The sequence below is a fragment of the Pseudomonas sp. HC1(2025) genome (assembly GCF_058742075.1).
The window spans coordinates 2350120-2373896 of sequence record NZ_CP196017.1 but is presented as its reverse complement, the minus strand read 5'-3'; the positions used below and the strand labels follow the sequence as shown (position 1 = coordinate 2373896).

General features: G+C 58.7%; 30 protein-coding genes. 4 read left to right on the top strand and 26 right to left on the bottom strand.

Annotated features, from left to right (window positions below; translation table 11 throughout):
- From gpJ to ACSSVH_RS10785, 4 genes are all read right to left on the bottom strand, one after another.
- The gene (gene gpJ, locus ACSSVH_RS10800; RefSeq protein WP_492634514.1) at nucleotides 1-3873 is read right to left on the bottom strand and encodes a TipJ family phage tail tip protein; all 3873 of its coding nucleotides are present in this window, start codon (nucleotides 3871-3873) and stop codon (nucleotides 1-3) included.
- Between the two features lie 59 nt (nucleotides 3874-3932).
- Complete coding sequence (locus ACSSVH_RS10795) at nucleotides 3933-4514, bottom strand: tail assembly protein (protein ID WP_492634513.1); 582 nt, start codon at nucleotides 4512-4514, stop codon at nucleotides 3933-3935.
- 56 nt (nucleotides 4515-4570) lie between these two features.
- Nucleotides 4571-4915 carry a hypothetical protein gene (locus ACSSVH_RS10790; protein WP_492634512.1) on the bottom strand — a complete coding sequence of 115 codons (345 nt, stop codon included), beginning with the start codon at nucleotides 4913-4915 and terminating at the stop codon, nucleotides 4571-4573.
- Nucleotides 4916-5009: 94 nt separating this feature from the next.
- The gene (locus ACSSVH_RS10785) at nucleotides 5010-5435 is read right to left on the bottom strand and encodes a hypothetical protein (RefSeq protein ID WP_432755569.1); all 426 of its coding nucleotides are present in this window, start codon (nucleotides 5433-5435) and stop codon (nucleotides 5010-5012) included.
- 227 nt (nucleotides 5436-5662) lie between these two features.
- Here ACSSVH_RS10785 and ACSSVH_RS10780 point away from each other — a divergent pair, with 227 nt between their 5' ends.
- On the top strand, nucleotides 5663-6070 hold the full coding sequence (locus ACSSVH_RS10780) for a hypothetical protein (RefSeq protein WP_432755568.1): 408 nt from the start codon (nucleotides 5663-5665) through the stop codon (nucleotides 6068-6070).
- 125 nt (nucleotides 6071-6195) lie between these two features.
- On the opposite strand, the gene ACSSVH_RS10775 is transcribed toward ACSSVH_RS10780, so the two are convergent.
- Complete coding sequence (locus tag ACSSVH_RS10775; RefSeq protein WP_432755567.1) at nucleotides 6196-6558, bottom strand: DUF2388 domain-containing protein; 363 nt, start codon at nucleotides 6556-6558, stop codon at nucleotides 6196-6198.
- 174 nt (nucleotides 6559-6732) lie between these two features.
- On the opposite strand from ACSSVH_RS10775, the gene ACSSVH_RS10770 reads away from it, so the two are divergent.
- Complete coding sequence (locus ACSSVH_RS10770; protein ID WP_492634511.1) at nucleotides 6733-7152, top strand: hypothetical protein; 420 nt, start codon at nucleotides 6733-6735, stop codon at nucleotides 7150-7152.
- A 76-nt stretch (nucleotides 7153-7228) separates the two neighbouring features.
- On the top strand, nucleotides 7229-7456 hold the full coding sequence (locus tag ACSSVH_RS10765) for a hypothetical protein (protein ID WP_492634510.1): 228 nt from the start codon (nucleotides 7229-7231) through the stop codon (nucleotides 7454-7456).
- On the opposite strand, the gene ACSSVH_RS10760 is transcribed toward ACSSVH_RS10765, so the two are convergent.
- The 8 genes from ACSSVH_RS10760 to ACSSVH_RS10725 are packed head-to-tail and all read right to left on the bottom strand — an operon-like array spanning nucleotide 7440 to nucleotide 13985.
- Nucleotides 7440-7640 carry a hypothetical protein gene (locus ACSSVH_RS10760; protein WP_492634509.1) on the bottom strand — a complete coding sequence of 67 codons (201 nt, stop codon included), beginning with the start codon at nucleotides 7638-7640 and terminating at the stop codon, nucleotides 7440-7442. The genes ACSSVH_RS10765 and ACSSVH_RS10760 overlap by 17 nt on opposite strands.
- Nucleotides 7641-7665: 25 nt before the next feature.
- Nucleotides 7666-8430, bottom strand: coding sequence for a C40 family peptidase (locus ACSSVH_RS10755; protein ID WP_492634508.1), 765 nt, complete (start codon nucleotides 8428-8430; stop codon nucleotides 7666-7668).
- A gap of 2 nt (nucleotides 8431-8432) precedes the next feature.
- On the bottom strand, nucleotides 8433-9185 hold the full coding sequence (locus tag ACSSVH_RS10750; RefSeq protein WP_492634507.1) for a phage minor tail protein L: 753 nt from the start codon (nucleotides 9183-9185) through the stop codon (nucleotides 8433-8435).
- 11 nt (nucleotides 9186-9196) lie between these two features.
- The gene (locus ACSSVH_RS10745) at nucleotides 9197-9535 is read right to left on the bottom strand and encodes a phage tail protein (RefSeq protein ID WP_154907523.1); all 339 of its coding nucleotides are present in this window, start codon (nucleotides 9533-9535) and stop codon (nucleotides 9197-9199) included.
- Entirely contained in the window at nucleotides 9535-12597 is a 3063-nt protein-coding gene (locus ACSSVH_RS10740; RefSeq protein ID WP_492634506.1) for a phage tail tape measure protein, read from the bottom strand. The genes ACSSVH_RS10745 and ACSSVH_RS10740 overlap by 1 nt, the downstream gene beginning before the upstream one ends.
- 27 nt (nucleotides 12598-12624) lie before the next feature.
- Nucleotides 12625-12927: a DUF1799 domain-containing protein gene (locus ACSSVH_RS10735; RefSeq protein WP_492634505.1), complete on the bottom strand. Its 303-nt coding sequence runs from the start codon at nucleotides 12925-12927 to the stop codon at nucleotides 12625-12627.
- A 17-nt stretch (nucleotides 12928-12944) separates the two neighbouring features.
- Nucleotides 12945-13325, bottom strand: coding sequence for a phage tail assembly chaperone (locus ACSSVH_RS10730; protein ID WP_492634504.1), 381 nt, complete (start codon nucleotides 13323-13325; stop codon nucleotides 12945-12947).
- A 3-nt stretch (nucleotides 13326-13328) separates the two neighbouring features.
- The gene (locus ACSSVH_RS10725; RefSeq protein WP_492634503.1) at nucleotides 13329-13985 is read right to left on the bottom strand and encodes a phage tail protein; all 657 of its coding nucleotides are present in this window, start codon (nucleotides 13983-13985) and stop codon (nucleotides 13329-13331) included.
- Between the two features lie 120 nt (nucleotides 13986-14105).
- Here ACSSVH_RS10725 and ACSSVH_RS10720 point away from each other — a divergent pair, with 120 nt between their 5' ends.
- The gene (locus ACSSVH_RS10720; protein WP_492634502.1) at nucleotides 14106-14492 is read left to right on the top strand and encodes a nuclear transport factor 2 family protein; all 387 of its coding nucleotides are present in this window, start codon (nucleotides 14106-14108) and stop codon (nucleotides 14490-14492) included.
- Here the strand turns inward: ACSSVH_RS10720 and ACSSVH_RS10715 are convergent.
- From ACSSVH_RS10715 to ACSSVH_RS10655, 13 genes are all read right to left on the bottom strand, one after another.
- Entirely contained in the window at nucleotides 14489-14905 is a 417-nt protein-coding gene (locus ACSSVH_RS10715; protein ID WP_492634501.1) for a phage tail terminator-like protein, read from the bottom strand. The two genes, ACSSVH_RS10720 and ACSSVH_RS10715, sit on opposite strands and share 4 nt — an antisense overlap.
- Nucleotides 14902-15498 carry a hypothetical protein gene (locus tag ACSSVH_RS10710; RefSeq protein ID WP_492634500.1) on the bottom strand — a complete coding sequence of 199 codons (597 nt, stop codon included), beginning with the start codon at nucleotides 15496-15498 and terminating at the stop codon, nucleotides 14902-14904. The genes ACSSVH_RS10715 and ACSSVH_RS10710 overlap by 4 nt, the downstream gene beginning before the upstream one ends.
- Nucleotides 15495-15863: a hypothetical protein gene (locus ACSSVH_RS10705; RefSeq protein WP_232565782.1), complete on the bottom strand. Its 369-nt coding sequence runs from the start codon at nucleotides 15861-15863 to the stop codon at nucleotides 15495-15497. The genes ACSSVH_RS10710 and ACSSVH_RS10705 overlap by 4 nt, the downstream gene beginning before the upstream one ends.
- A gap of 17 nt (nucleotides 15864-15880) precedes the next feature.
- Nucleotides 15881-16102, bottom strand: coding sequence for a hypothetical protein (locus ACSSVH_RS10700; RefSeq protein ID WP_492634499.1), 222 nt, complete (start codon nucleotides 16100-16102; stop codon nucleotides 15881-15883).
- Between the two features lie 36 nt (nucleotides 16103-16138).
- Complete coding sequence (locus ACSSVH_RS10695) at nucleotides 16139-16642, bottom strand: DnaT-like ssDNA-binding protein (RefSeq protein ID WP_492634498.1); 504 nt, start codon at nucleotides 16640-16642, stop codon at nucleotides 16139-16141.
- A gap of 59 nt (nucleotides 16643-16701) precedes the next feature.
- On the bottom strand, nucleotides 16702-17286 hold the full coding sequence (locus ACSSVH_RS10690) for a hypothetical protein (protein WP_492634497.1): 585 nt from the start codon (nucleotides 17284-17286) through the stop codon (nucleotides 16702-16704).
- A 47-nt stretch (nucleotides 17287-17333) separates the two neighbouring features.
- Nucleotides 17334-18299, bottom strand: a complete 966-nt coding sequence (locus ACSSVH_RS10685; protein ID WP_492634496.1) for a major capsid protein — start codon at nucleotides 18297-18299, stop codon at nucleotides 17334-17336.
- A gap of 12 nt (nucleotides 18300-18311) precedes the next feature.
- Nucleotides 18312-19040: a hypothetical protein gene (locus tag ACSSVH_RS10680; protein WP_492634495.1), complete on the bottom strand. Its 729-nt coding sequence runs from the start codon at nucleotides 19038-19040 to the stop codon at nucleotides 18312-18314.
- Nucleotides 19041-19120: 80 nt separating this feature from the next.
- The gene (locus tag ACSSVH_RS10675) at nucleotides 19121-19489 is read right to left on the bottom strand and encodes a hypothetical protein (protein WP_492634494.1); all 369 of its coding nucleotides are present in this window, start codon (nucleotides 19487-19489) and stop codon (nucleotides 19121-19123) included.
- Nucleotides 19490-19521: 32 nt separating this feature from the next.
- Nucleotides 19522-20613: a minor capsid protein gene (locus tag ACSSVH_RS10670; RefSeq protein WP_492634493.1), complete on the bottom strand. Its 1092-nt coding sequence runs from the start codon at nucleotides 20611-20613 to the stop codon at nucleotides 19522-19524.
- On the bottom strand, nucleotides 20588-22006 hold the full coding sequence (locus ACSSVH_RS10665; protein ID WP_492634492.1) for a DUF4055 domain-containing protein: 1419 nt from the start codon (nucleotides 22004-22006) through the stop codon (nucleotides 20588-20590). Before ACSSVH_RS10665 ends, ACSSVH_RS10670 begins: the two co-directional genes overlap by 26 nt.
- The gene (locus ACSSVH_RS10660) at nucleotides 22003-23325 is read right to left on the bottom strand and encodes a phage terminase large subunit family protein (protein ID WP_492634491.1); all 1323 of its coding nucleotides are present in this window, start codon (nucleotides 23323-23325) and stop codon (nucleotides 22003-22005) included. Before ACSSVH_RS10660 ends, ACSSVH_RS10665 begins: the two co-directional genes overlap by 4 nt.
- Nucleotides 23300-23776: a DUF2280 domain-containing protein gene (locus ACSSVH_RS10655; protein WP_273872766.1), complete on the bottom strand. Its 477-nt coding sequence runs from the start codon at nucleotides 23774-23776 to the stop codon at nucleotides 23300-23302. Before ACSSVH_RS10655 ends, ACSSVH_RS10660 begins: the two co-directional genes overlap by 26 nt.
- Nucleotide 23777: the final 1 nt, after the last annotated feature.

Genomic DNA, 23777 nt, shown 5'->3' with positions numbered 1-23777 from the left:
TCAAAGTCTTAGATTGCCGGTCATTGTCCGACGTACGTCATTACCGTCATACACAGCAAGGCCGTTGTTATTGAGCAAGATCGAGCCGCCAGTACCATCGCCGCGCAGCACGAATGTGCCCGCCTTCACATTGATCTCCAGCAGCGGGCGCCCCCTGGAGTCGATGGCCTCAGATCGCAGCGTCATGCCCAGGATGATCTCCTGGATAAATGCCTTGTTGATCACCGCCTGGTTGATGAACACCTGGCCGCCGCTCACAACGAACGGCGTAATCAACTGCCCACTGACCTCGTCGACAATCGCAAAGCGCTGCGCAAACGCCAGGATCTCCGACGTTTCCCCGTCACTGCCCAGCGCCAGACCGGCCATCACCTTCTTGCCGTTGGCAATGGTTTGGGCCTTGATCGTCGTTTGGGCAGATACCTTGCCGTTGAGATCAACAACCGTCTCGCTCACTTGCTGAACCGAGGCGTTGGTCTCGCCGATACTCGACTGCAGGGTTTCCGATGTTCTGGCCAGCGCCTGATTAGCGGAAGCCTGCACCTTCTTCTCGACCTCAAAGCTGGTTGTCGACTCCCAGGCCTTAATCGCACCGGCAAGATCGCCGGAACCATCATCGCCGCGCACCGAGGCCCGCAGCGCCTCATTGCTGGACGCTTGAGATGTGACCTTGCCGTCGAGGTTGGTGACCTTGGTGTCGAGGCCGGTAATGGCCTGCGCATTCCCAGCGACCTTCCCTTCGGTCAACTCCAAGTCGCTTTTGAGCTGCGTCAGTTGGGTGGCTGCCGTCTGCTTGTTGTTGGCCACCACCTGCTCCAGCACGGTCAGCCCGGACTGGTTCGCCCCCACCCGCGCCTCCATCGTGGTGAGTTGCCGCGCCATTGCATCGCTTTCCGTGGCCCAGGTGCGCTTCTCAATCCCGAGATCAGCGGTCGATTGCCACCCTTTCACAGCGTCCGCCAGGTCACCCGCGCCATCATCACCACGGGCGGCCGAACGCAGCGCCTCTACCGATGTAGCCGTGGCCACCACCTGGCCCTCGATCTCCTCGATCATGCTGGTAACCAGTTGAACCTGCTGGGCCAGCGCGTTGGTGGTTTGCAGGATCGTGCCGATATCCTTCCAGTACAGCGGGTTTGGCGGCGCTTCGCCGGCGGGTACCGGGCCAGTCGCCTGGTACAGGTGCCCATCCTTTTGCGTGAATGCGCCAGCGGTGAAGTGCTCGTTCGGATTGTACGGCTCTGCCCCGGTGATCTGGCCCAGTAGCCCCTCCAGCTCTGCCTTGGCCTCTTTCAGCCGTTCGTTGACCGACCCGTCGCTGTCCCCCGAAATCAGCGCGATCTCTTCTCGCAGCCCTGGATACAGCGCACCCTTGCCGATCTTGTCGGCAAAGTACTTGTCGTACTCAGTCTGGTCCGAGCTGGCCTGGCCATTGACCGCGCCAGGGATCGGGAAGAACGGGCCAACGTTGCCAGTACGGTCCACCAAGCGCGCCCAGAAGAACAGGCTCGCACCTGCTAGCAGGCTGTGCATTTCATGCTTGGCCTGCGGATAGCTGAAGTCGCTCAGCTTCGCGGCCGTTGTCAGGTCCGGCGATTCGCTATACCAGACCTCCGTGCACTGGGTGTCCTCAGCACCTAGTGGAAAACCCCACTGGATGCCGATGCCGTAGACCAGGCTGGTGGTGGTCAGGAATGCCACCGCCGGCGGCAGGCCTACCTTACCTTCCAGGTTGGTCAGGTTTGAACTCTTCCAAATCGAAGATATCTCGAATGCACTCACCGAACGCACCCGGGCCAGATAGGCGCCCGAGTAGATTCCCGTAACGTCCACGCTGGTCGAACCAGTGCGCTGCAGCTTGATCCAGTTGCCGCTGTCCTTGCGCCACTCCACGTCATACGCGACAGCGCCAGCCACGGCAGGCCATGAGATGTTCATGGTGCTGATCGCCAGGCCCTGGTCAACGGAGTAGTTCGACGTGATGTCGACGCTCGCCGGCGCCGGAACCACGGTGATTGGCACAACGCTGATCGGCCGTTCTTCCAGGCGCGCGCCAGTGTCGATGTGCGCGAATTTGCTTGGGTCGTACTGCACGGCCGAGATTTCAAAGACGCCGGGCTCCGGCCGGGCCACGCTCACCACCCTGTACAGAGGGATTGCGAGGTCATCGGCATCCAGCGCCCACACCAGCTCAGGTTCCGGCACCACGGAGTAAGCAACAGTCACGGTGACCTCCCGGCCGCTGACCAACTGCACGGTGCGCCCCTCGCACTTGCCGTCGGGCAGGTTGAGGATCAATCGGTCACCGGGCTTGGCCTGGGTGTCGCGGTCCAACTTGATGACCTTGCCGTTCACCGCCGAGATGCGTCCGCCCACCGGGCGTCCAGCCAGAAGCTCGTCGGCGATCGGGATCACGTACCCAGGCAGCGGAATGCGCCCGTCGAGGCCGACCTTGAAGGTGACCGCCCGATCCTTGGAGTTTGTGAGCAGCGCCCATTTACCGCGGCGCTGGGCCTCCGACTCGCGGGTACACCCGATTGCACTGATCTCCAGCGGGTTGTCGCCGTAGCGCCGCTGTAGCTTCTGGTCAGTCACTGCTGTGACGTCGGTGTCGTAATTATTGAGCGGGTTGTCGTAGCTGATCAGCGCGCGGGTGTAACGGGTGCGCTCCGACGCACTGGAGTACGTGAACTTGCCGTCGATGACGTTTGCCCGGGTGTAAGCGAAGTCGAAGTCAGTAGCGCGCGGCATATCCGAAAGGGTGAACACCTGGCCCTGGGCCCAGTAAGTCATGCCCCGGTAAATCGCCGAAATGTCGCGCAGCAGCGACCAGGCATCAGCCTTGCTCTGCAGGTTCAGGTTGCAGATGAAGCGCGGCTCCTGACCGCCCTTCCCGTCCGGCACCAACTGGTCACAGTACTGCGAGATCCGGTACAACTCCCACTTGTCCACCATCCACGGTTTGATGCGTCGCCCCAGGCCGAAGCGACCGACCGTAGTGATCCCGTACGTGGCCCAGACCGGGTTATTGGTGTAGGCCTCTTTGAGCGTTCCGTCCCAGATGCCGTTGTATGTCCGCGACACTGGGTCGTAGTTGCTTGGTACCTGCCATTTGCGAGCCTTACAGCCAACGGTGACGGCCGGAATGCTGCGGAACTGCTCGGCCGAGAACTCGATGTAGAGCAGCGCGGTATTGGGATAACGGATCTTGGCGTCAATAACCTCGGTGAAACCCGCTATCTGCATGATGTCGGAGAACTTGCCCGGACTGTTCTGGTTGACGGTCAGTCGCGTTATCCGCATCAGCCAGCCGCTGGCTGCCTTGGGCAAATCAATACGTCGGGTTCGCTCGTAAAGATTGGTTGTCTTGCCGTCGACTACCTCACTCAGGACTTCCTGATAGGCCCCACCATCGGTTGCCAGTTCGACCTTGTACTGGATCCGGTAACCATTGATGTTGTTGTTCGCGTCCACGGACTGTAGCGCCGGCCAGGCGAAACGTACTCGCACGGCAGAAAGCTGGGTGTTGCTGATCGCTCGAACCCACGGTGTACCGCTACGCAGCTCGGTGCTGATCGTGGTTTCGTTCTCGATCGAGGGGATGCCCTGGATATAGGTCTGATCCACCGCCCCGGTGCGCCACTCCCACTTTACGTTCGGGAAGTTCATGTTGCCCTGAGGGTCTTGCAGCGGAGTGTTGTCGAGGTAGATGTCCCGCGCAGTAGGCGTGCCTTCGAACTCGCCCTCGCCGATAGCAATGAGCATTTTTGCGATAGCGACAGAGCGCAGGCTGTCCGGTGCTTCGGTTGGAGTCTTGGGCTTCTCGGAGCCGCCCTTCGCGCCATAGACATCAATCTTGCGTGCTGCGCCCATGCTTTCCTCCAGGCAATAAAAAACCGCCTCTGGGGCGGCTGCTGTAATTCGGGTGATAACTACATCTGGTCTTCGGCGTAGATCGCGGCGCTGATAATCGCCCCGCCCCAGCGGCGTTCGCCAATACAGAGCGGTACTGGGTTGCCGGAGGCGGTGGTGTTCTTTGCGCTGCCGAAGGCGTACCCAGGTGTGTTTTCAGGTGCTGCACTGGTCTTGAGGCCCCCTGCCTGCGGGCTGAGCATTTGGATCACGCCGCCAGCGACAAGGGCGATACCAGGCGCAGCGAGAACCTGAAAACCAGGGATGAAAGAAACAGCGATTAGGATCGCGCCGATGATCGTTTGAAGGATTCCGGCGCGCTTGCTGCCGGTGATGACTGGAGCTATTCGAATTTCACCATTACCGGCAAATCCAAGTTCCCCCTCCCCCAAAGCCTTCTTGCCCCGGAATACAGCGAACTCAATGCCTCTTGACTTCGCATTGGACAGAAACCGCTCGAAGCCTGGGATTTGCACGCAGAGCGCTTTTATTGCTTCCGCCGGCGACCGCACGGACAGCCTGAACGACCTTCCGAACTGCCTTAGCTGCCCGTACAGCAAAATCGTGGTCATGGGTTGGTAATTGATCGCGAGCGCTGACATTCTTTTCTCCAGGACAACAAAAAGCCCGCTAAAGCGGGCTGTATATTCGATTTAATTTACAGGCAGTTGCGGACTGCGGCCTCGATCGCTGTGCGGCCAACTCCTGGCGCCCATGCAGATCGTTGATAAAAAATTACTGAGCTGCCGCTGGAGGTCTTGTTGATCTCAAGTAGCTCATCGGTCAACTGCATCGCGCCGATCACGAGGCGGTAACCGTTCTCGGTTTCCGACATGGTCGCCTCTGATCTTGCATCCTGCCAGTGAGGAAATACGCACAGGGCATACTTCTTCGGTTCTTTTTTCGTCGTCGCGCTGACGGTAGGTGTGTTCGTACGCAGGTCGCTGGGTGACACGCACCCCGCCAGCATCGCCACCGCTACCGCCGCTATCAAAATCCGCATGTCGTTCCCTCTTTGGTTTGGCGGGACTGTAGTATTTCCGGCATCGAAATCTCTCAAGCAGTAACTTTGTCCAATGCGTCGTCGGTGCTGAAGGCTAGCGCTTCAGAGCATCACACTGCGCACGCAGGTCGCTGTCGGAGATAGAGCCGCAGCTACCGTTGTTGGTTTTGGCGTTACACAAATAGCGCTTATCACTGTCATCGATGCTATTGCAGCTCCCACCATTGGTTTCAGCATTGCAGGTATAGCGAAGGTCGCGGTCGGAGATCGAATTGCAGCTACCATGATTGGTCTTGGCATTGCAGTAATAGCGCTGGTCACTGTCGCTGATGCTATTGCAGCTACTCCCATTAGTTTCCGCGTTGCAGGTATAGCGCAGGTCGCTGGAGGAGATCGAATTACAACTACCACGGCCTTCCTTGGCTTTGCAGTAGGCGCGCTGGTCCGAATCACCAATGCTGTCGCAGCCGGCAAAGGCATAGCCGCTGATCATCATCAGCAATACAAAAAACACTCTCATCGCTTTCTTCCTTGGTTTGCCGGGAAACTACCCGCTATTCTCGGCCCGCTTTGGCGCGCCTCATTCATCGTAGACGCCGTGCACATCGCCAACTTAGCTACCGCTTCCGCTACTGCCATATCAAAATCGCATGTAGCTCCATTGGTTTGGCGGGACTGTAGCACTGAGGGGTAGGATGTAAAAAGCATCGCGCACAACCTCTGCGCATTACAACCGAGCAAGGGCACATGACTCAAACTCTTGAGCTGGAAATCAACGGCACACCTCCGGACATAACAGGCCTGGTATGCGACTCCTTCATCTGCGAATCATTTGCCTGTGACGGGAAAGTGATCGCCCCGGCGAACGTGAGTCACATTAGTTTCGGTGGTCGACGGTACCGGGCCTATTTTGATTGCGGCATTATCTTCTGGCGATCGTCCTCAACACCACCGGAACCGTGGAGCGATTCGGAAGAAGGTTGGGATTGCCCACATATCGATGTTGGTACGCTCGCAGGCGTTGTGGGCGTAGCGTTAAACGGATACGTCATGGCACCAACCGTCACCGGAAGCGTCATAGCATTTCACTTCGAAAATGGAGTGCAGATCAAGCTAGAAGATGTGAACGATGAAACCCATTTCAGCATCCTGTGAATGCTGTTCGCCGATTCAGGCGAATCACACTGAAAGCGCGAGTTTGGCCTGGCATCCACTTCATTGAGGGGCGGATGCAAAAAGCCCAGCGCGAGCTGGCTACAAATGGTCGAAACTCCATTTTTCTAGCGTAATTCATAAACCAAAACTGCTTCGGCTAGCTCGACGTCACTAACTGAGCTTGTTTCATTCTGAGTACGCAAAACTTCGAACGCAGCCTCCAGGCTCGCGCCTCTAATAACTCCATCACTCGCGACGAAAGCTGCGGCATCATTGCGAGCGGCAAGTATCTTTCGGTCCCCCCTCTTTGAACTATTCTGGCTACTTTCTTGACTGTCTTCGGTAAGCGTGACGGGGGAAAGAGTCACAGCAAGGCTCGATGAGACAATCGCTCCAAAGGCCGAAACCTTGACCGGCCTGCCATCACCAGCGATTACGGGAAAACTGCACGGAAAACCGAGCATAAGCACAACAATCAGTTTGCGCAAAATCCACTCCACGGGCGTTCATCATCCTTTGGAGCTGAATCTACAGTCTTCCTGTCTAGGCATCCAGTGTGGATGGAAAGCCAGTGGCGGATGCGCAGCGCAGCGTAGTAGCGTTATGCCTTCTTCAGCCAATGCCTCGCTGAGGAATATCGGACAACTAATCAAGGAACGAATATGCAATATCACAGCGAAGAGCATTTAGAGCGAAAGGCCGAATTTAATAGAGTTCTGATCATTGCCGCTCAAGGTGCTCAACAGCTTCTTATTGTTACACCAGACAAAATGGACACCTTGGAAGACTACCTCAAGGTTGCATTTGGCGAAAAACCGGCTAAAGAGCTGAGAAGTAAAAAGCTACTCAAGGTGAATGAAGGCCTCACCGTATTCCTTGAGGGGAAAAAAGACGCATCAGGTTTCTCGAAAGGGAATGTTTTTTTGCCTTGGGCATCGATGACCACAGTGGATCGGGCAGTTAAAGATTACCGTGCCACGAACACGTTTTTCATTCCGCACTCCGGCCCGGACTCAGGTCCAGGAACGAAAGACGAGCTAGCCCTGTACCTCAGTAACTATCCATCTTCACAGCCTGTTTGATGCTGAACGGTCCTAAGCCTGCCAGCCTAAGGACGGATTGCGCCAATTTCGGCGCGTTTATGACCTGGAGGTCAACGTGAGCAACGAAACCAACATTCAAGATATTCTGAATTACACAGGATCATCTCTCCTGAATCTGAACTGCATTCTTTCGGGACTCGCAAATCAGCTAAAGGAGACACAGGGCACTAGCGCTATCGAGGCCGCCCAAGCTTACGCCGTTGAATTAGCTAAGACCCATCCGGCCGGCCCCGTCAAACCCGATGTTGCGGCTATTGCAAAGTTCTTCAACGATCACAAATAGCATCAAATCCCAAGGCATCCTCCAGCCTTGAAAGCCGACGCTCAAACAGGTCGGCGTTTTCTTGGGGCCTCGCGGCAAGATCTTCTGGTAAACCCACGCCAACTCCAGCGAACCGGCCGGCATCAATAATTACACAATGCCGAAGGCTCGTTTTGCTGTCTCCTATTTCAAATGGCTGATTCATAACTTTCTCCTGCGGCCATGCCGCGTCATGTTGGTTGTATTGCGTCTTTATGCCTGAGGATCAAACATGTTCTGTCATGCCACGGGCCGCCGAAAACGATGATCTCGGACGGCCTTCCGTAAAGATGGTGCAACAGGAACGGCCCGGGGCCAAACGCGCCCGACTCTTCCCCTGGTAACGCCAGGTCGGTACCCAGATAAATCCCCGCGTGGTTGGGATGAGCAGTCCGCCCGACGTGCATGACGATCAGGTCGCCTCGTTCTGGCCGGTCGACGCGCACAAAGCCGGCAGCCTCGTAGTGCTGCTCGTACAGGCTGACGTTCTCCGCACTCTCCCACCAGCCATCGACGCGCTGGAAGGCTTCGAACTCAAGCCCCCATTCCCGCGCGTACCAGTCAGCGCAGACCTGCCAACAGTCCCAGGCGCCGTGCACGAACGGGCGCTTGAGCAGCGGAGTGCTGCCGGTCGGCGTGATCGTGCGCAGGTCGCCCTCTGGCCAGCTGAGTATGTGCCATGGCAGCGCCGTGGCCTCGCACATGGCCATGTCGTGCGGTGACGGCCTGCTGGTAGCGTCCGGGTGGGAGTGAACGATGCCAATCACCTCACCCATGTCTTCCGCCGCGGCGTAGTCCTCGGGGTCAAGCCTGAACTCTTCGTTCGGCTCCGTGGCGATGTTCTTGCACGGGAAGTACTTCTGCGCGCGGCCCAGGGCAAGCAACAGACCGCAGCACTCCTTGGGGTACTCGGCGGCCGCATGCGCCTGGATGGCCGCGATGATGTGCTTGCGCATAGTCAGCTCCGGGCAATCAAGGATACGGCGGGGAATCCACCGAATGAGAGTTCGTTGTTCTCGCCGAAGCGCAGTTTGCAGGACGATAGACAGCCCTTGCACTGATCCTTTGCAGGGTCATCCGTAGGGTTGTCCTCGTCGTCAAACATGGCTGCGCCGGTGTAGCCGCAGTCGGGCCCGCGATAACCGTTGGTCATGGCCCAGTGGCAGAAGGTCGTCATTTGCCGGCCGGGCAGCCCGTGGTTGTCGATCTCGCCCGGAGAGGACAGCTCCCAGACCACCGCCTCGCCGTCCTCACTAGTTTTCTGGTCGATGTACCAGATCTCCATCGCTTCCTGAGTAGGATCAGCAGTTGGGTTTCCCTCCGGGAAGTTCGCTGCATCCAGGTACTTGGCCAGCGTCTCGCGAACCGTCAGCTTGAACTTCAGCAGGTCCTCGAAGGCCAGGCAAAGCGCCGTGACGCGCCCATTGACGTTGCCGGCGGCGAAAGTCGGTCGAGAGGCGGCGCCGTCGCTGCTCGAGGAAATGCCCTCAATCTGCACTGGCCAGGCCGCATACTCCTCGCCCTGCCACCAAATCGACTTGGCCGGGAGCTCCTCATCGGAATGCTCGTAGGCCAGCAGTTCTTCGGATGTATGCGGAATAGCATGCCCATGGAAGCGCAGGTAATCGGCGCCGTACTCGGTCCCGTCAATTTCAAACAGGCGAATTTCGCCGCCGGGCTCCAGTTTCTGGATGTCCGTAATCAGTGCCATGGGCGGTTATCTCAGGGGTGAAAGGTTTGCTGAAAGGTGGCGGTGATGGCATAGACCTGGCCGCCGCGGTGCACAGGCTTGTAGCCGTTGCATTTGTAGAGGCCCAGATCCCCAAGGGGAGGCGTCCAGAGAAACGCCTTTGCCCCCTTGTGCCGATCAAGGAACGCCTTGATCAACATCACCCGAGGCTTGGCGCCAGTGAAGACGAGCGGCCAGGACTGGGACTGGTTGTTGAGGCCGTCCTCGACCGACTGCTCGTACCCGTCCCCGAACTGCTTGGTTCGGACGCGCTGGGCGACATCCCCTTCCGCGCCCTTCTCCGTCTCCCAGATGAATCGTTCGATGGCCATCAGCGCCCCTTGATTGCTTTGTTGATGACGCCGCCTTGGCCCATGTCCTTGTTGCGCATCTGTTGGTACTTCTGCTCAACGAACGCGGCCAACTCCTTGCCGAACAGGTCATAGCCGGGAGCATCAGCCGAGGACGAAGCGTTGCCCTCGCCATCGATGTGCACTTCGACGTTGATCTGCGTTACACCCGCCCCGCCGCCGCCCATGGCTATAACACCCAACTTGCCGCTGGAGGTTCTGGTCAGCGGCATAATTGCCTCTTCTCCAGCCTCCCCCATGACGCCGGTCTTGCCATTGACCATGCCAAAGGCCGTGGGCTTGCTGACGATGGAGTTGGTAAACGCGCCGCCGTCGGCGAACATCTGAACGCCGCCGGACCAGGCACCACCCTTTGCCTGGGTCACACCGGACCAGCCAGCCAATACTTCAGGGCTATACCCGGCAGCTGTCGACCCTGCTGATGTCGCGGCGCCGCCGCCAAAGTACGAGCCAGCAGCAGACACACCGAGCCCCACAAGGGAGCCGAGAAGACCAGAAGCTGCTTGACGTGTCGCGATGCGAGCCATATCCGCCAAAATCGACTTGGTGAAGTCAGCAAACGAGAGCTTCCCGGTCATGGCGAAGTTGACGATTGAATCCTCCATCGAGCTGAACGCGTTGCCGAACAGGCTCTTGGTCTGCCCGGCGATGTTTTGCGCCGAATCCAGGTAGTTGGCCCAGGCCGATGTTGCGCCCTTCGTCCAATCGCCCTGGGCGGCCTCCACATCAGCGTAGTTTTGCCGGATCTGATCGGTCGCCTTCTTATTCGCATCGGCGAGCGCCTGCGATTTTCGGGTGAACTCTTCGTCCGACATATTGCGCGATGGATCGGAGCGCTGGTTTTCCAGATCAAGCGACTGCTGTGCAAACCGATCTTGCTGACTGTTCAGCTCCCCGTTGAGCGCGTTTTGCCGATCTCCCTGGCCAACGCCGAGCACCGCACGCTGGCCGGCAAGCTCCAGGGCTCGCTGTTGCTGCCCTAGCGCCTGCACGTACGAGCTGACCGCCCGCTCCTGCTTGGCGAGTCGCCCGGTCTCATTGGTAGCCAACACTTCAAGTTGGCTATCGGCGTCCTTCTGCGCCTTTACCATCCCTGCTCGCGCGTCTGCGATCTTCTGGTCCAGCTGGATGCTCTGCGCGGCCGAGGTGGTCTTCTTGCCCTTGGCGGCCTCCAGCGCGGCGATCTCAGCCTCGTAAGCGGCCGTCACCTCGTCGCGTTCATTGCCGATCATGGCTTCGCGCTTCAAGGCGTAATCCGACTGCGATACCAAGCCAGCCTTCTGTGCGGCGTCCAGTTCCTTCTGGGCGTTTTTGTACTCTCCAAGGATCCCCGACAGGGTGTTCTTGGCATCGTTGAAGCCGGTCAGGTCGATTTGATTGCTGGCCGCTTTCGGATCTTTGAACTTGGCATTGATGTTGGAGATGTTTTTGTCGATCGCCACCTGGTTGAGCCGGGAGTCGTTCGGATTCTCCTTGCGGATATCGTCGAGCTGCTTCTTGTACTCCTTCAGGGCGTCCGTGCGTTTCTGCTCGCTGGTCCAGGAGGACTTGGTGAGAGCATCGACCTTTTCCATCGCTGTGACGGCGGCCTGCTGGGACTTTCTCCGCTCGCCGACATATTTTGTCTGCCGCTTTTCGATCTCGATGTACATTTCGAGCAAATCGAGCTGCTTTTGATCCTCGGCAGTATTTCGGGTTTCTATGCCCAGTGCCGCTGCCCTGCCTCCCCGCCCCTTGTTATTTGCGAGCCGTTCGCGAATCTCCTGGGCTTGCTGTTCAAGTGTTAGCTGGCGGCCAACAGAAAGAGTTGCGTCAAGAGCCTCTTTCGCTGCATCGCGGACGAAATTCCATCCTCGTTCAATCAGTCCAAGATTCTGGGTGATTTCTCCCGCACGAGTTTCAACCGCGCCGGCATAGGTGTCAGTCAGCAGCTTTACGGCGCCTACCGTATCGCCCTGCTCCTTCAGCGCGACAATTTGCGAATAGACCGATGCTGTAAGGAAGTGGTACTGGTCGTTCAGCTCTTTGGCAGCAGCTACTGGGTCCTTAGCGATCTTTTCGAACTCGGCAACCGTCTCGCTGACGGCCTTGCCTGTGGACTTCTGCATGGAGACCGCAGCCAGAGTGATATCGGCAAAGCTTTCGCCAGCGATTTTTCCATTGCCCGCCAGCAGAGCCAGAACCTCGGCTGCTTGCCCGGTCGTGCCAACAGTGGCACTCACCTGACGGGCCATATCGCCAAGCTGCCCAGCACTGATACCAGCGTAGTTACCGGTGAGGATCAGTGATTTGTTGTAGCGGTCCTGCTCATCGCTACCTTTGTAGTAGGCAACAGCTAGGCCGCCCACGGCTGCTGTGGCCAGGGCCAGCGGCCCCAGAATGGCAAGCAGCCCCGCGGCACCCGCCCCGGCGCCCGCGCCCAACTGAGCCACGGCGCGTACGCCGCTACCCCAGTCGCCAGAGGACAGCGCATTACCCAGCTGCACAACGTTTTCCTGCGCCTGACGGGTGCCGAGGCGCAGCTTGTCGAATCCCGTGGCGGTCTTTTCGAGCTTGGCGTAATCCTTGTCGATCTTGCCCAGGGCCTTGTTGTAGTCCTCCTGGCTCAGGCGCCCCTCGTCCAGGTGCTTGCCAAGTTGCTCGACCTGGGTATCCAGCTTCGCCAGAGCAGCGCGGGCGGGGTCGATTGCACCGAGAAGGCTGTTCAGGGCCTTCTGCTCATCAAGGGCAGACTTGGCCAGAGCCACCTGCTGCTTGTCGAGCTGCGCGGAGATCTTCGCCGCCTCGGCCTCGCCATAGGCGCCGGTCTTTGTGAGTTTGGCGAGTGCATTACGCTGCTTTGCCAGGTCCTGTGTGGTCTTGGCACTGGTGGAAAGCGATTTCTCCAGCGCCTGCATTTCGTTCATCAGCGAAACGGCGGACTGCTCGGCCCGGCCGCCGGCCTTCGCCATTTCATCCAGGCTCGTTTTTGCCTGGATCGCATCGGCCGAGTCGATCTTGACGCCGAGTTCTGCAATGTTCATCGACTCACCTTGAATAAGTGCCCGTGGTTACGGGCTGTTTTCCCTTTCCTCCGCCATGACGCGCAGGGCTTCGCCTTCCAGGACTTGAAGGTCAGGGAAGATTTCAGCGAGCTGCTTTTTTTTGATGCCGAGGAACCCGGCCACGTCGCGGATGCAGCTGTAGTCGAGACCGATCGCGCCGCCGGCGCCTGCTCGCCACTGAGTGGACATTCGGTTGAAAAGAAGGAATGCAGGCCAGTTACAGGGCCAGACCTCCACCTCCTCAACCAGATCTCCCGGGGCAAGGCCGAACATCCCGATAATCGCGTCGGGCACGCTCGGCGAGTACATCGCGCGGGCGGCGTCAGTCAGTTTCCCAGGCGGGCCTGGTTGTATGCGCCTTCATGGGCTTTAACGACCGCCTCAGCGGCGCCCTGGCAGGACTTCACGAATGCAACGATGTTGTCGTCGTTGTATTCGTCGTCGAAGCCCCAACCGACTACCAGGTCCTTGATTTGCTGGGTTTGCTGCTCGGTGTCCACGGCGACCACTTCCGACCAGGACGGTTTATCGCCAAGTGCGGTGCGTGCCTTGTCCCGCTTCTCGTTCCATCCATCGAACAAAGCGGCAAGCTCGGCGCGATCCCGGTACTTGAAGGTGAACTCAACCTTCTCAGGCGCGCTGCCGACGATTGGAATCAGTACTGGCGCAGTGAAGGTGGCGTTCTGCGCGATACGGATCTTGGCCATGGGTTACACCACCGCAGTCAGATAGCGAGTCGGCTCGGCCTGCAGCGCCAGGTTGACGGTGCGGGTCAGCAGGTTGTTACGGGACACCGCCGGCTGTTTGGAGAACGACGTGTAGGCGCCGTACAGCAGCGTGTCATTGCCCGGCAGGTTCAAACGTGCGGCCTCGACCTGCTTGCCCGCATCAGCCTTCATCAACACCTTGTTGAAGTCTTGAATCGGATCGTCGGCGAGGGTCAGTACCATGCTGGCAGCCGACTTATCGGTGGGAATCTGCTTGCCCTGGTCGTCTTCGAGAAAAACCACGTCGAGGTAGTTCTGCTCGCCACCGGAGAAGGCCACATCGGAGATTTGCGGGATTTGAACCCAGGTCAGCACCTTGCGCATGGTCCCGGCGCCACCACCGACAGGGAAGGCCTGGGTGTCGGTAGTGTCGATACTTTCCAGGGTGATTGCAGTAGCAGTCGCCGCCTTCACGCGCACGACCTTGCTATCCAGCTTGCTCCAGCCGGAAGTGAGCAGGACGATGTCGCCAGCAGCCAGGGTGCCGCCGACAACGGTGGCCAGGGCCTCAGCGGCGTTGGTGATAGTGGCAAATGCCAGCGCAGCGGCATAGGTCGCGGCGTGCTGGAAGGTGCCGCCGTTCGGGATTTTGTAGCCCATGGGTATTTCCTCTTTGCAGATATGAAAAAACCCGCTTAGTGGCGGGTTCGTGGGGTTGCCCAATGGGCGGTGATAGTGCTAATCCGATAACCTCGGAATGGGGCGCAAGGGAAAACCAAGATGACAGAGGCCACGCTACTCAATCTGCTTCAAAACTTGGAGGTCAGCTTGCATCAGGCGAGCGTGCGAAATGACCATGATCAGCTGGATATTCTATTGCACAAGGAATTTCATGAAATTGGTCGGTCGGGGACCTTCTATACAAAAGCCGATACGGTTGAAAGCTTGCCCCTCCAAGAGTCTCACCCTGAAATCCTAGCGCGAAATTTCAAACTGACCGTGATATCCAAGGATGCTTGCCTGCTGATATACGAAGCGGCCCAATCCACCCGTATCGGTGAGCCAACGCAATACGCGCGGAGATCGTCAATCTGGAAACTTGAGGATGGCGAGTGGAAAATGCTATTCCATCAAGGGACACCTACTCACCCCTTTGGTCCTGCCTAAATGGTGTCGGCTCGGTACGAAAACGAAACTGGAACGGTGTAGGTGGAGTCGCCGGCGATACCAGGCCCAGGATCTACCGGCGACATGGTCACCGCGGTGACCGCCCCCTTCGTGTCCCGCGCGTAAAGAGGGAACAGCTCGGTCAGTTCGGCTGCTATCGGGTTCGTCTTGGTCTTCCCGGTACCCGCCGGCGCGATGATGCTCACCTGGAAAACGCCGGTGAACAGCCGATGATCGCCGCCGAGCGTATTGCTCGCGGTGTCGCCCGGGATCGTGTACGCCCGCAGGTAGGTTTCGCCCGCCACCGGCGTGTAGGCTGTGTTCTCGAAGACGATCTTCAGCTTCTCCGGCCTGGCAGCGTTCCAGGCGATCAGCTTTGCCTCATAGATCGAGGTGATGATTGCATGGCTCATACTTGGTTGTTCCTGATGGCCTCCAGCACGATCTGCTGAAAGCGAGCCACGGTTACCCGAACCATGCCGCCGGGGGCCTGGGTCGAGTGGCCGAACTCCAGCGGGATCGCGTAGGGCAAGTTGTTGATGATGTAGGCCATCTGGCCCGCGGTGAAGTCGCTCATTGCGGCGACCAGTGCGGCAGTGGTTTCGGCGCCGCTCGGATCCACCTCGTCGAAGGTAACGCTCTCGACCACGCCCAGCGAGATGTGCCAGTTCGCGCGGAACCGGCCGCCGACGTAGCCTTCGGGCGCCTTGATGTCCATGCCGTCGTTGAGCTTGCGGCCCTTCTTCAGCCTGCCACCTTTCGTGAGGTTGGCCGGATCGCTGCGCAGCGCGCTGTTGTGGTCGTCGACGGCCTTGTTGTACTGGGTCGCTACGGCGTTCTGTGCCCATATCTCTGGGTTGCCCACAGGAGACATGCGGATCAGGCTGCTGCCAACCTCGATGATGATCTCACGTACGCTCGCGTCGATGGCTTCGCTGGCCTGGGTGGCGAATTCGGCCAGGCTCAAGGCGAAGCTGCCGGACTGTCCGGCGCCGGCCAGGCTCACGACCGTACCTGCAGTTCATACAGGATCGGAGTGCCAGCAGGGTTGACCTCTTTCAGCGGAGGGACGATTGACCAGGTGCGGCCCTGGGCCACAACTTTGTCGAGTAGGCCGGGGACCCAGGCCAAACCCTGCGCGGCGATCTTGAGCTTCTTGTCGCCCTGTTTGATCAGGCTGTTGTTCTGGAATTCGAGACCGGTGAAGTCGAGCAGGATACCCTGGGCGATTTGCTCGACAGTTGCTCCCGGCGCTTCGCCGCCCGTCTCCGGGTCGTACTCGCCCGGTTCAGTCTTGCTGATAGTCACAGGCTGGCCGAACTCTGTGATCATCTCCAGAGCCATCACGGCCATTTCGTCGTAGAAGGCCATGGTGGCTCCAGTAGGGCTTAAATGTTGAATGTGCCCAAGTGATATTCGGGTACCGGTTTACGCTTGCGACGCTCATCAATCATGTTGTCGGCGATGTTCGCTGCTTGTTTCAGCACCTCGGTCCATGACCCGGCGACATTATTTCCAGTCGCCTCACCCTCTGCCTTGGCAAGCGGAAGCGCAGCAGAGAAATAAACATCCCAAGCTTTCTGCTCATCATCGCTGTATTTGTCGGACATGTTCAAACTCCCTATAAGTGAGTCTTCACGCTATCACTAAGCCCTGACTGCGAACAGACCGCGCTTTTGTAGGTAGTCGGCAAACTGCGTAGCACTTGGCCGATCCGGTGCCGCTGGCAGTAGCCGGTTGCTGGTGCTTGGGATCGCCGCGTACTGCCGGGTCACCGCCCCTTCAACACGATCAAGCAGAACCGCGCCCTTGCGTTTTTCCACCGGGTCGATATCGTCCTGATGGATTTCGGCGGCCAGGGCCATCTGGCCGTACTGAATCCGCGCCGGCAGGTAGTTGTTCGGCTTGATCTCGTGATCAAGCAGCACTTCACGGCGCGGCCAGGACAAGCCCTGCTCGCTATTGGTCTTGCGCCCTTTCCAGGTCATGCCATCCATAGCCAAAGCGGCCCGGCGCAGCAACGCTTCCTGCGCTGGAACACCCTCAGGAATGACCGTGCCGAACTTCACGGCATACATGGCCAGGTCCTCGGCGCTCGCGTAGCTTTCAGCGTCAGGAAGTCCCTGTCCGGTCTCGATGATGAGTGTCATGCGTCAACTCGCTGGAATGGCTTGAAGATTAGCCGCCGGATAACCGACAGCCAGCAGTATTACTCCTTGGTCAGCTCAGCGACGAGCTTTTCCAGGGATTCTTTAGAAGCGTTGGCCCGGTACGGAACCTTGGCCTCATCGAGCTTTGCTTTCAGCGCGGCGATTTCACCAGCCTCTCCAGCCGGCGGCATGACGGCGGCCTCCTTCAGCGCTTCAACCTCATCACGCAGCCCGTCGACAGTAAGAAGCAGGCCGTCACGCTCGGCGGTCAGTTCGCCAACTGAGGCATGAATGGTGCCCAGTAATTCATACAAACGCACCGCCAGCTCGCCCGACTCGGGACGGTGAATCTCGCCAGCTTCCAGGCCGTCAACTAGGATCTGGATCGATCCATGTTCAGCCCGCAAAGCCGCGATGATTTTTTCCAGTTCGACCTGATTGGCGGCGCCAACAATCTGCACCCGCTTGGCCTCCTTCACCGACACGTCAATGCCGGCCGCTTCATACGCATCAACAACGCTCGGCCAATGGCCGATTACCAGCACACTGGTCACTCCCGCTTCTGGCTTGTCGAAGTGTTCCGGGTTGCGGTAACGCTTCTCCGGGTCGAAGCCGGAGAGTTGGTTGCTGTAAGTCAATTCCATGTGTTTCTCCAAGGCGGCCATCGCTGACCGCGCGTTGAGTTTCAGACTTAGTCGCCAGAGGCAGGAGGAGTCGCAGTGAGCTTGATCATCACGCCGGCGGTGACCTTGTTGCTGCCTGCGTGTTTTACCCAGTTGGCAGCGGAGCCGACGGCAGCCAGTGTTGGGTTGGATCCGCCAGTGGTGGCTTTCCAGCTGTAGCCCAGCACGTCGATGTTCACGGTGCCCTCCGCGCGGTAGCCAATGCTCAGGTTCTCTTCGTCGTTAACTTCGTACGAACGGAAGCCCGGAGCCTGCGACTCGGTGATTGTTACGGCATTCGGCAACAGACCGAAGATGACATCCGCCGGCGCGGTGTCGGTTACCAGTACAGGCTTGCCCAGGGTGCCAGGAAGGCCGCCGTAGATCACGACGCCCGCTTCTTCATAGATCTTGTTGGTGATCGCTTCGTCGACAATGTCGAAGTAGGCGCTGGAATGCATGACCCACAGGGCGATCCGGCCGAACTTGTCGCCGAACTTGCGCATGCCGCGAGTCAGGGTCTTCTTGCCGTCGGTTTCGATGTTGGCCGAAACCACCATGTCAGCGTTGGAGCCGATGGCGGCACGCAGACCAGCAGTTGCGTACTGGATGAAGCCTTCCAGGGTCGCGTCAGCAACATCGGCACCGACGATCTGGGAGAATTCCTCAACCGGACGACCGCGGCGCTTGAACGCCTCTTCGGTGGTCTGGTACGGGCCGTACTTCCAGGGAGCCTTGACGCCGACAGCTTCACCAGCGCTGATCTTCTTGGCAGTTACCTTGCCTTCGGAGTTGACGTCACGGTGTTCCAGGGAGCCGTTCAGCTTGTAGAGGGCGCGCTTGCGGAAGTCGCCCTCGATCAGTTCGTTGTCCAGCACCATCGCGCCATTGGAGGATGCGTTGAACACATCCAGGTTGTCCTGGACTCGCTCCAGGTATGCGGTCTGCGCCTCATCGTTGTAGATGATCAGGTCGCCGTTAACGGTTGTAGCCATGGGTTAATCCCCTTACTTGGGCAATTGCAGATATGCGGTCTGGCCGTGCTTGCGCTGAAAGTCGCGCTTCTGCTCGGAGGTCATTTCGGAGCGCTTGAATGCAGCCTTGCCGCCACCCCCGCCCGGGGCAAATGTCCCTGAAGCCCTTGGCCACAGGTGAGGTGCGCTTTCACGCAGAGATTCCGCCCATTCGAGCGGAGTCAGAGGGGTCTTGCCGTCTTTACCGAGGATGACCTGGCCGGATTCATCAACGGCGACCGCATCGCCATCTTCGTTAAGGGTGAACACGCCTTTGGCGCGCAGGATGATGTCGTCTGTTGCTTCGGGGAGAGCGCCGGCCTTCAGTGCTGCGCCGCGCACCGAGTCGCCCAGGACTTTGCCCTTGAACTTGGCGGCGAAGGATTCGGCCTTCTCGGCGCGCTCGCTGATGGCCTTCAACTGCTTGTCGTAGTCACCGCGCAGGCGCTCAGTGCGGCGGTTGAAGACCTCGTCCACCTTGCCCTCGGTCAGCAGCTTGGTTTCTTCGTCCTGGCCGGCACGACTGAGCAAGCCTTTGACGGCGTCGATGTCGATGCCTTCAAACTGGGTTTCGAACTGGGTCAGCTTGGTGGAGGTGTCCTTCAGCTTTCCCAGCAGCTCTGTATTCTTGGTTTTCAGCCCGGTAACAGAGGCTTCAACGGCAGTCGCGATAGCGGCCTTGATTGCCGGGTTTTCCAGGTCGATTTCGTTTTCTTCTGCCACGTTGATGCACCCCTTGGGTATGTTTCGCCCGTTTTGCAGGCATAAAAAAACCCGCCGAAGCGGGTTATATTCATAATCGTTTATTCTAAATACATCTCTAATGTCTCAAGTGTTTCATCATCTTGAGCGAACTCGCATATAAGGTCTGTGATCGCAATTAAGCTGCGTCGCGCCTCAACTTCCTCATTGCTACCAGAGAGGGCAAAAATAAAAGTGTGGGCTTGTTCGCGTACGTGCAATCTTAACCATCTATTATTCCGAATACTTGCCAGCACCAGCAAAATATCATCCTTATACTGGTGGGAATGGGCAAACACTTTAATGCAGAAAATAGCATTGCGTTGATTCCACAGCCGATCACCAAAACTATGAAATCCTGCTAACCCAAAAGCTCGCACAAAATCATTGAGAAGGTCTCCTTGCTCTTGTCCTTGGAGTTTACCCAGCATCCTAAACCTTCCTTGATATAGCGCTAAAACAATCAGATTAGCAGACCAGCCCTTTCAAATGATAACGGTTCTAGAGCGCGCATCTGTACCAGAGTCAACGGGGCGAAGTTGCGATCAAGCTGCAGCTCGGCGAAGCGCTCTACGGTCAGCCCGCCCTCCCGGAACAGCTTGGCCCGGACTGGGCCGATAGCAACGTCCTGGAACGAAGCTGGCTGCTGCTGGAGCCAGTGGTAGTAATCCAGGCTTGCACTGACCTGCTGGCCGCCATTGGCACCCACCGAAGCGCGGGTAGCTCCCTTGGCGAACATCTCGCTAAGTTTGGTTAGCAGAACGAACGTCGTACGGCAATTCGGGTGAAACGGCGGCCGTGGGCCTGAATCGACTGGAAACCGGCGTTTGTCCATCGAGCGACATAGCTGGCTGGTCTTGCTGTCCAGCGTGGCCACCATCTGGATCTCTTGCACGATATCCGTGTTGGCCTTGGCGACCTCCATGCGCGCCTGGGACGACACATGCTGAATCGCGGTGTGCACAACCGTGCTGGCATTGCGGTTGGTGGTGGCAAGAATACCGTCCTTGTAGCCGGCCGCCTTGGTACCGCGAATGTTGCGGATGATCTGGAAATTCGTCTGCCCTTCGAAGAAGCCCTGCCGGATGGTGCCGGTGACGCGCTCACGTTCGGCGCCAGTCCACCCCTTGATGAAGGCCTTGAGCAGCTTCCCGCCGCCGGTGCCGCGCACACTGAGCGGGTTCGTCAGCACTGCGGTGCGGATTGCAGCGGCCGTTGGGGCGACCACATCCAGCGACACGCCAACCGGCGCTGATCGGGCCAAGCTCGTCGCTTCGAACTGCGCTTCGTAGTTGGCGATGTCCACTAGGTCGAGGTTCAATTGCGCGCTGTAACGGTCGAAGATGCCCAGTAGCAGACTGTCGACCTCTTTCAGCAGCGCTTCCAGGCGCTTGACGTTGTACTCGGTCAGGTCCGACTGGATCAGCCGCTCACGGATAGACCGGTCAATCTCCTTGAGGAAGGGAGCGAACTTGCCCACCTCCCCAACCTTGAGCTTTTCGAGGAAGACTGCGTGCCGGATGGTCGCATCAAGTATCGCCTGGTTCACCGCCATCTACTTTGCCCTCGTCGTCCAGTCCCAGGCCATCGCCCTGTTCTTCCAGCTCGCCGTCGATCTGTTGGTCGGTGCGCTCTGGTGCGATCAGTCCAAGTTTGCGCAGATATGCTCGAAGATCCGCTTTCGCAAAGCCGCCGTTCTGCCACAGGCCCACCAAGGCCGTGATCATCTGCGGATCTGCCGTCAGCTCGACGAACTCTTGATTGACCTGGTAGGCGACCTTCTTGTCGGTGATGCCCATGTAGGCGCAGCACCACATGATTGCCCGGGTGTATGCCTCGCTGACGTTGGCCACGCAGCCGGCCAGCACCGAAGTAGACGCCGATTGATCGCCGCGGGACTCCGTAGCGGTCTTGGTAGCAAGTGACGCAACCACCATCCGGGCGCCCAGCTCGATCATCATCTGGTTCTTGTCGGCCATGGCCTCTTTGACCAGGGTGTTCGGAGCAGGCTGGGCATAGGCGAAGGCGCCGCCGGCAGGAAGCAGCATTGGCGCCCGGGACCCGACGTAAATGCCGTTTTTCTCCATGTGGTCACGCCATTGCTCATCGAGCCCAGAGATATAGGGCTGAGCCTGCCCACACCAGAAAACGCTATCTTCGTAGTCGGCACTGTTCCGGTAATGGCCCAGGTTGATCATGGCGATGTCGTAGAGCGGCGACTCGTCGATGCTTGGGTCGTTGTTCTGTGCGCCGACGAAGGTGAACGGGATCTCCTTGAGGCGACCGGTTACACCCTCGGGCTTGAACTCGTCGATGACTGCCAGTGGACCACCACCTTTCGGCCCAGACCGTCGCCAAACGCGGCAAACGAAACCGTCGTCTTCCAGCGCCAGCTCCCGGTACTGCTCAACCGTCTTGAAACCAAAGCCTTCAGGTATCTCGGGCGACTCGCGCAGCACCACCAGGGTCAACACGCTATGGCCGTTAACCATTCCCGTGCGCCAGTTGATGATGTCCTCGGCGCAGTAGGAAAGGATCACCGAGTGCCCGCCGACACCATTGTCCTGGTGATAGTCGACGTACAGACCGTGGCGACCAGCCTCAAGCACCTTCTCCAGAGTGCCCTGCGAGTGCTGGTAGATGCTCACGCCCGAGCCATTGGCGTTGTCCTGCAGGTACTCCAGCTTCTTGGATACCGTCAACGTTGGGTCTTTGTGGAAGGCCAGGCCGAGCAGCCCGTTACGGGTGTGCCCGGTGGCGTTCTTGAATACCGCACGCTCGCGATAGGCCTTGTTCCGGTCTACGTTCTCAGGCGACTTGTCGTGTGAGTTGATGTACGGCAGTCGGTCGACAACCCGGTGCTGACCGGCGCAGACGTCGCGAACGGTCGCCCAGCGATCCAGCACAGCTATGTATTCCGCCCGCTTGAAGGAGACGTCGTTGCTCATCGGGCGTATCCCATTTTGATGGAGGTGACGATTGCTTTGATCGGGTAACGCTTGGCGATGAAGTAGCCCGCCGCGTCGTTCATGTGGTCATGGCCCTTCTTCGGGTCTTTGTCAGGCTCACCCTTGTCGGTGTAGGTCTGTCGCTCCAGGCACAAGGTGAGCTGAGGGCACTGGTCGATATTGACCTTCAGTCGTCGCTCGCCGTAGGCGTTCAGGAACATGGCGTTCACCGAGTTCACGCGGTCTTTCACCCCAGGGTTTGTGGAGTCGACGATCACCGTGAATTTTGCTTTTTTCAGCAGCGACAAGTCGGACTCGCTCGCGTTTTTGCTGCTGGTGTTCTGCCCACTGGCGTCGGGATAGACCGCCACCGAGTGACCAGGGAACCGTGCCTGGATCTTCTCGATCATCTCAGGCGTATCCCGAACACCATGAAATTCATCCAGAGCCATCGGCAGATCGTTACGCACGACATAGACAACGGCCGCCATCTTCATGACGTTGAAGTCCATGCCAATGTGCAACGCCTCGCCCGGCTTGATTCGCTCGCTGGTTCGGCACTCATCTCGATTGAACGTGTAGTAGACGACGCCCGCATAGTTCTCGAAGCCGGCTTCGTACTCTTGCCGGAAGGTGCGCGGGTCCATCTTCCGGCGTGCCGCCTCAAGCTCTTCAGGAGGAACGTTGCCGCCTTGTAACGAGGTGTACTGCCAGCTCTTGTGGTCTGGCTCCCCGCCTGGCCTGCCGTCCAGATAAGTGTCGTAGCAGTGGTTGAAACCCTTCGGAGTGCCAATGCGTAGCGCATGGCCGCCCTTTCGCATGCCAACGCCTGGAATCTGGTACTGACAAGTCGATAGCATCGGCCGCAGCACTTCTTCCCACGCCGCCCACGGACAGTCTGCCCATTCATCCACCAGGACGAAGAACAGGCCGGAGCCGCGCAGGTTGTCATAGTTATCGAGCCCCACCACGCGCATAACGTGGCCGGACTTGAGGGTGATCGAGCATTCCGTCTCGTTCGGGCGGTGTGCACGCCATGCTTCGGGGATAGCTTGCTTCAGGCGACGCCAGAACACGCGCTTTGCCTGTTTGAACGTCGGCGCGCCGTACCAGATCTCGTCCTCAACGCTCACGCCCCACTCCGCAGCAAGGCGAGCGGCACGGCGCATTTCGGCCTTGCCCAGGAATGTCTTGCCGAACCGACGGCCACACACCGCATCGCGGAAGCGGGCCTCAGGCTGGAAGCCCCAGCAGTAAATGTTCGCCTGTTTGGGCGTCAGCTTCACCGGCGGGTCAAAGGTACGGGGTAGCGGGGACATTCTCATCAGGCTCCAAGGTGTACTCAGCAACGGCGTGCTGCTGGTCCGCTTGGGAGCCCAGAGGTTTCTCAGGTTCGAGGCGGCGATTCACGTAAACGTCGCCCACCTCCTTGGCGGCCTGCTCGTACAGCTGAGCGGTCAGCGCCAGGTTGCGCATGCTCTCGGCCTTCTCAGCCATTCGCCCCAGGCCACGAAGCCGATAGGCGCGGTTGGCGATGGGTATCTCGGCAGTCTCTTCGCGGAATCGCTTACGGGTGTCGTGGAACAGGGTCTCCCACTTCACCGCAAGCCCCTTCCCCGCAGCCTTGGTTGGGTCGTGCGTCTCCACCTGCTGGCGGCTCACCACAACCCCGTATTCGTTCTTGACGGCTTCCACCACCTGGGAAGGGGTGTCAAAGCACGCAAGCGCCTGAACGATGAAGCTCTTCACCTCATTTTTCAGGGCTGCCATA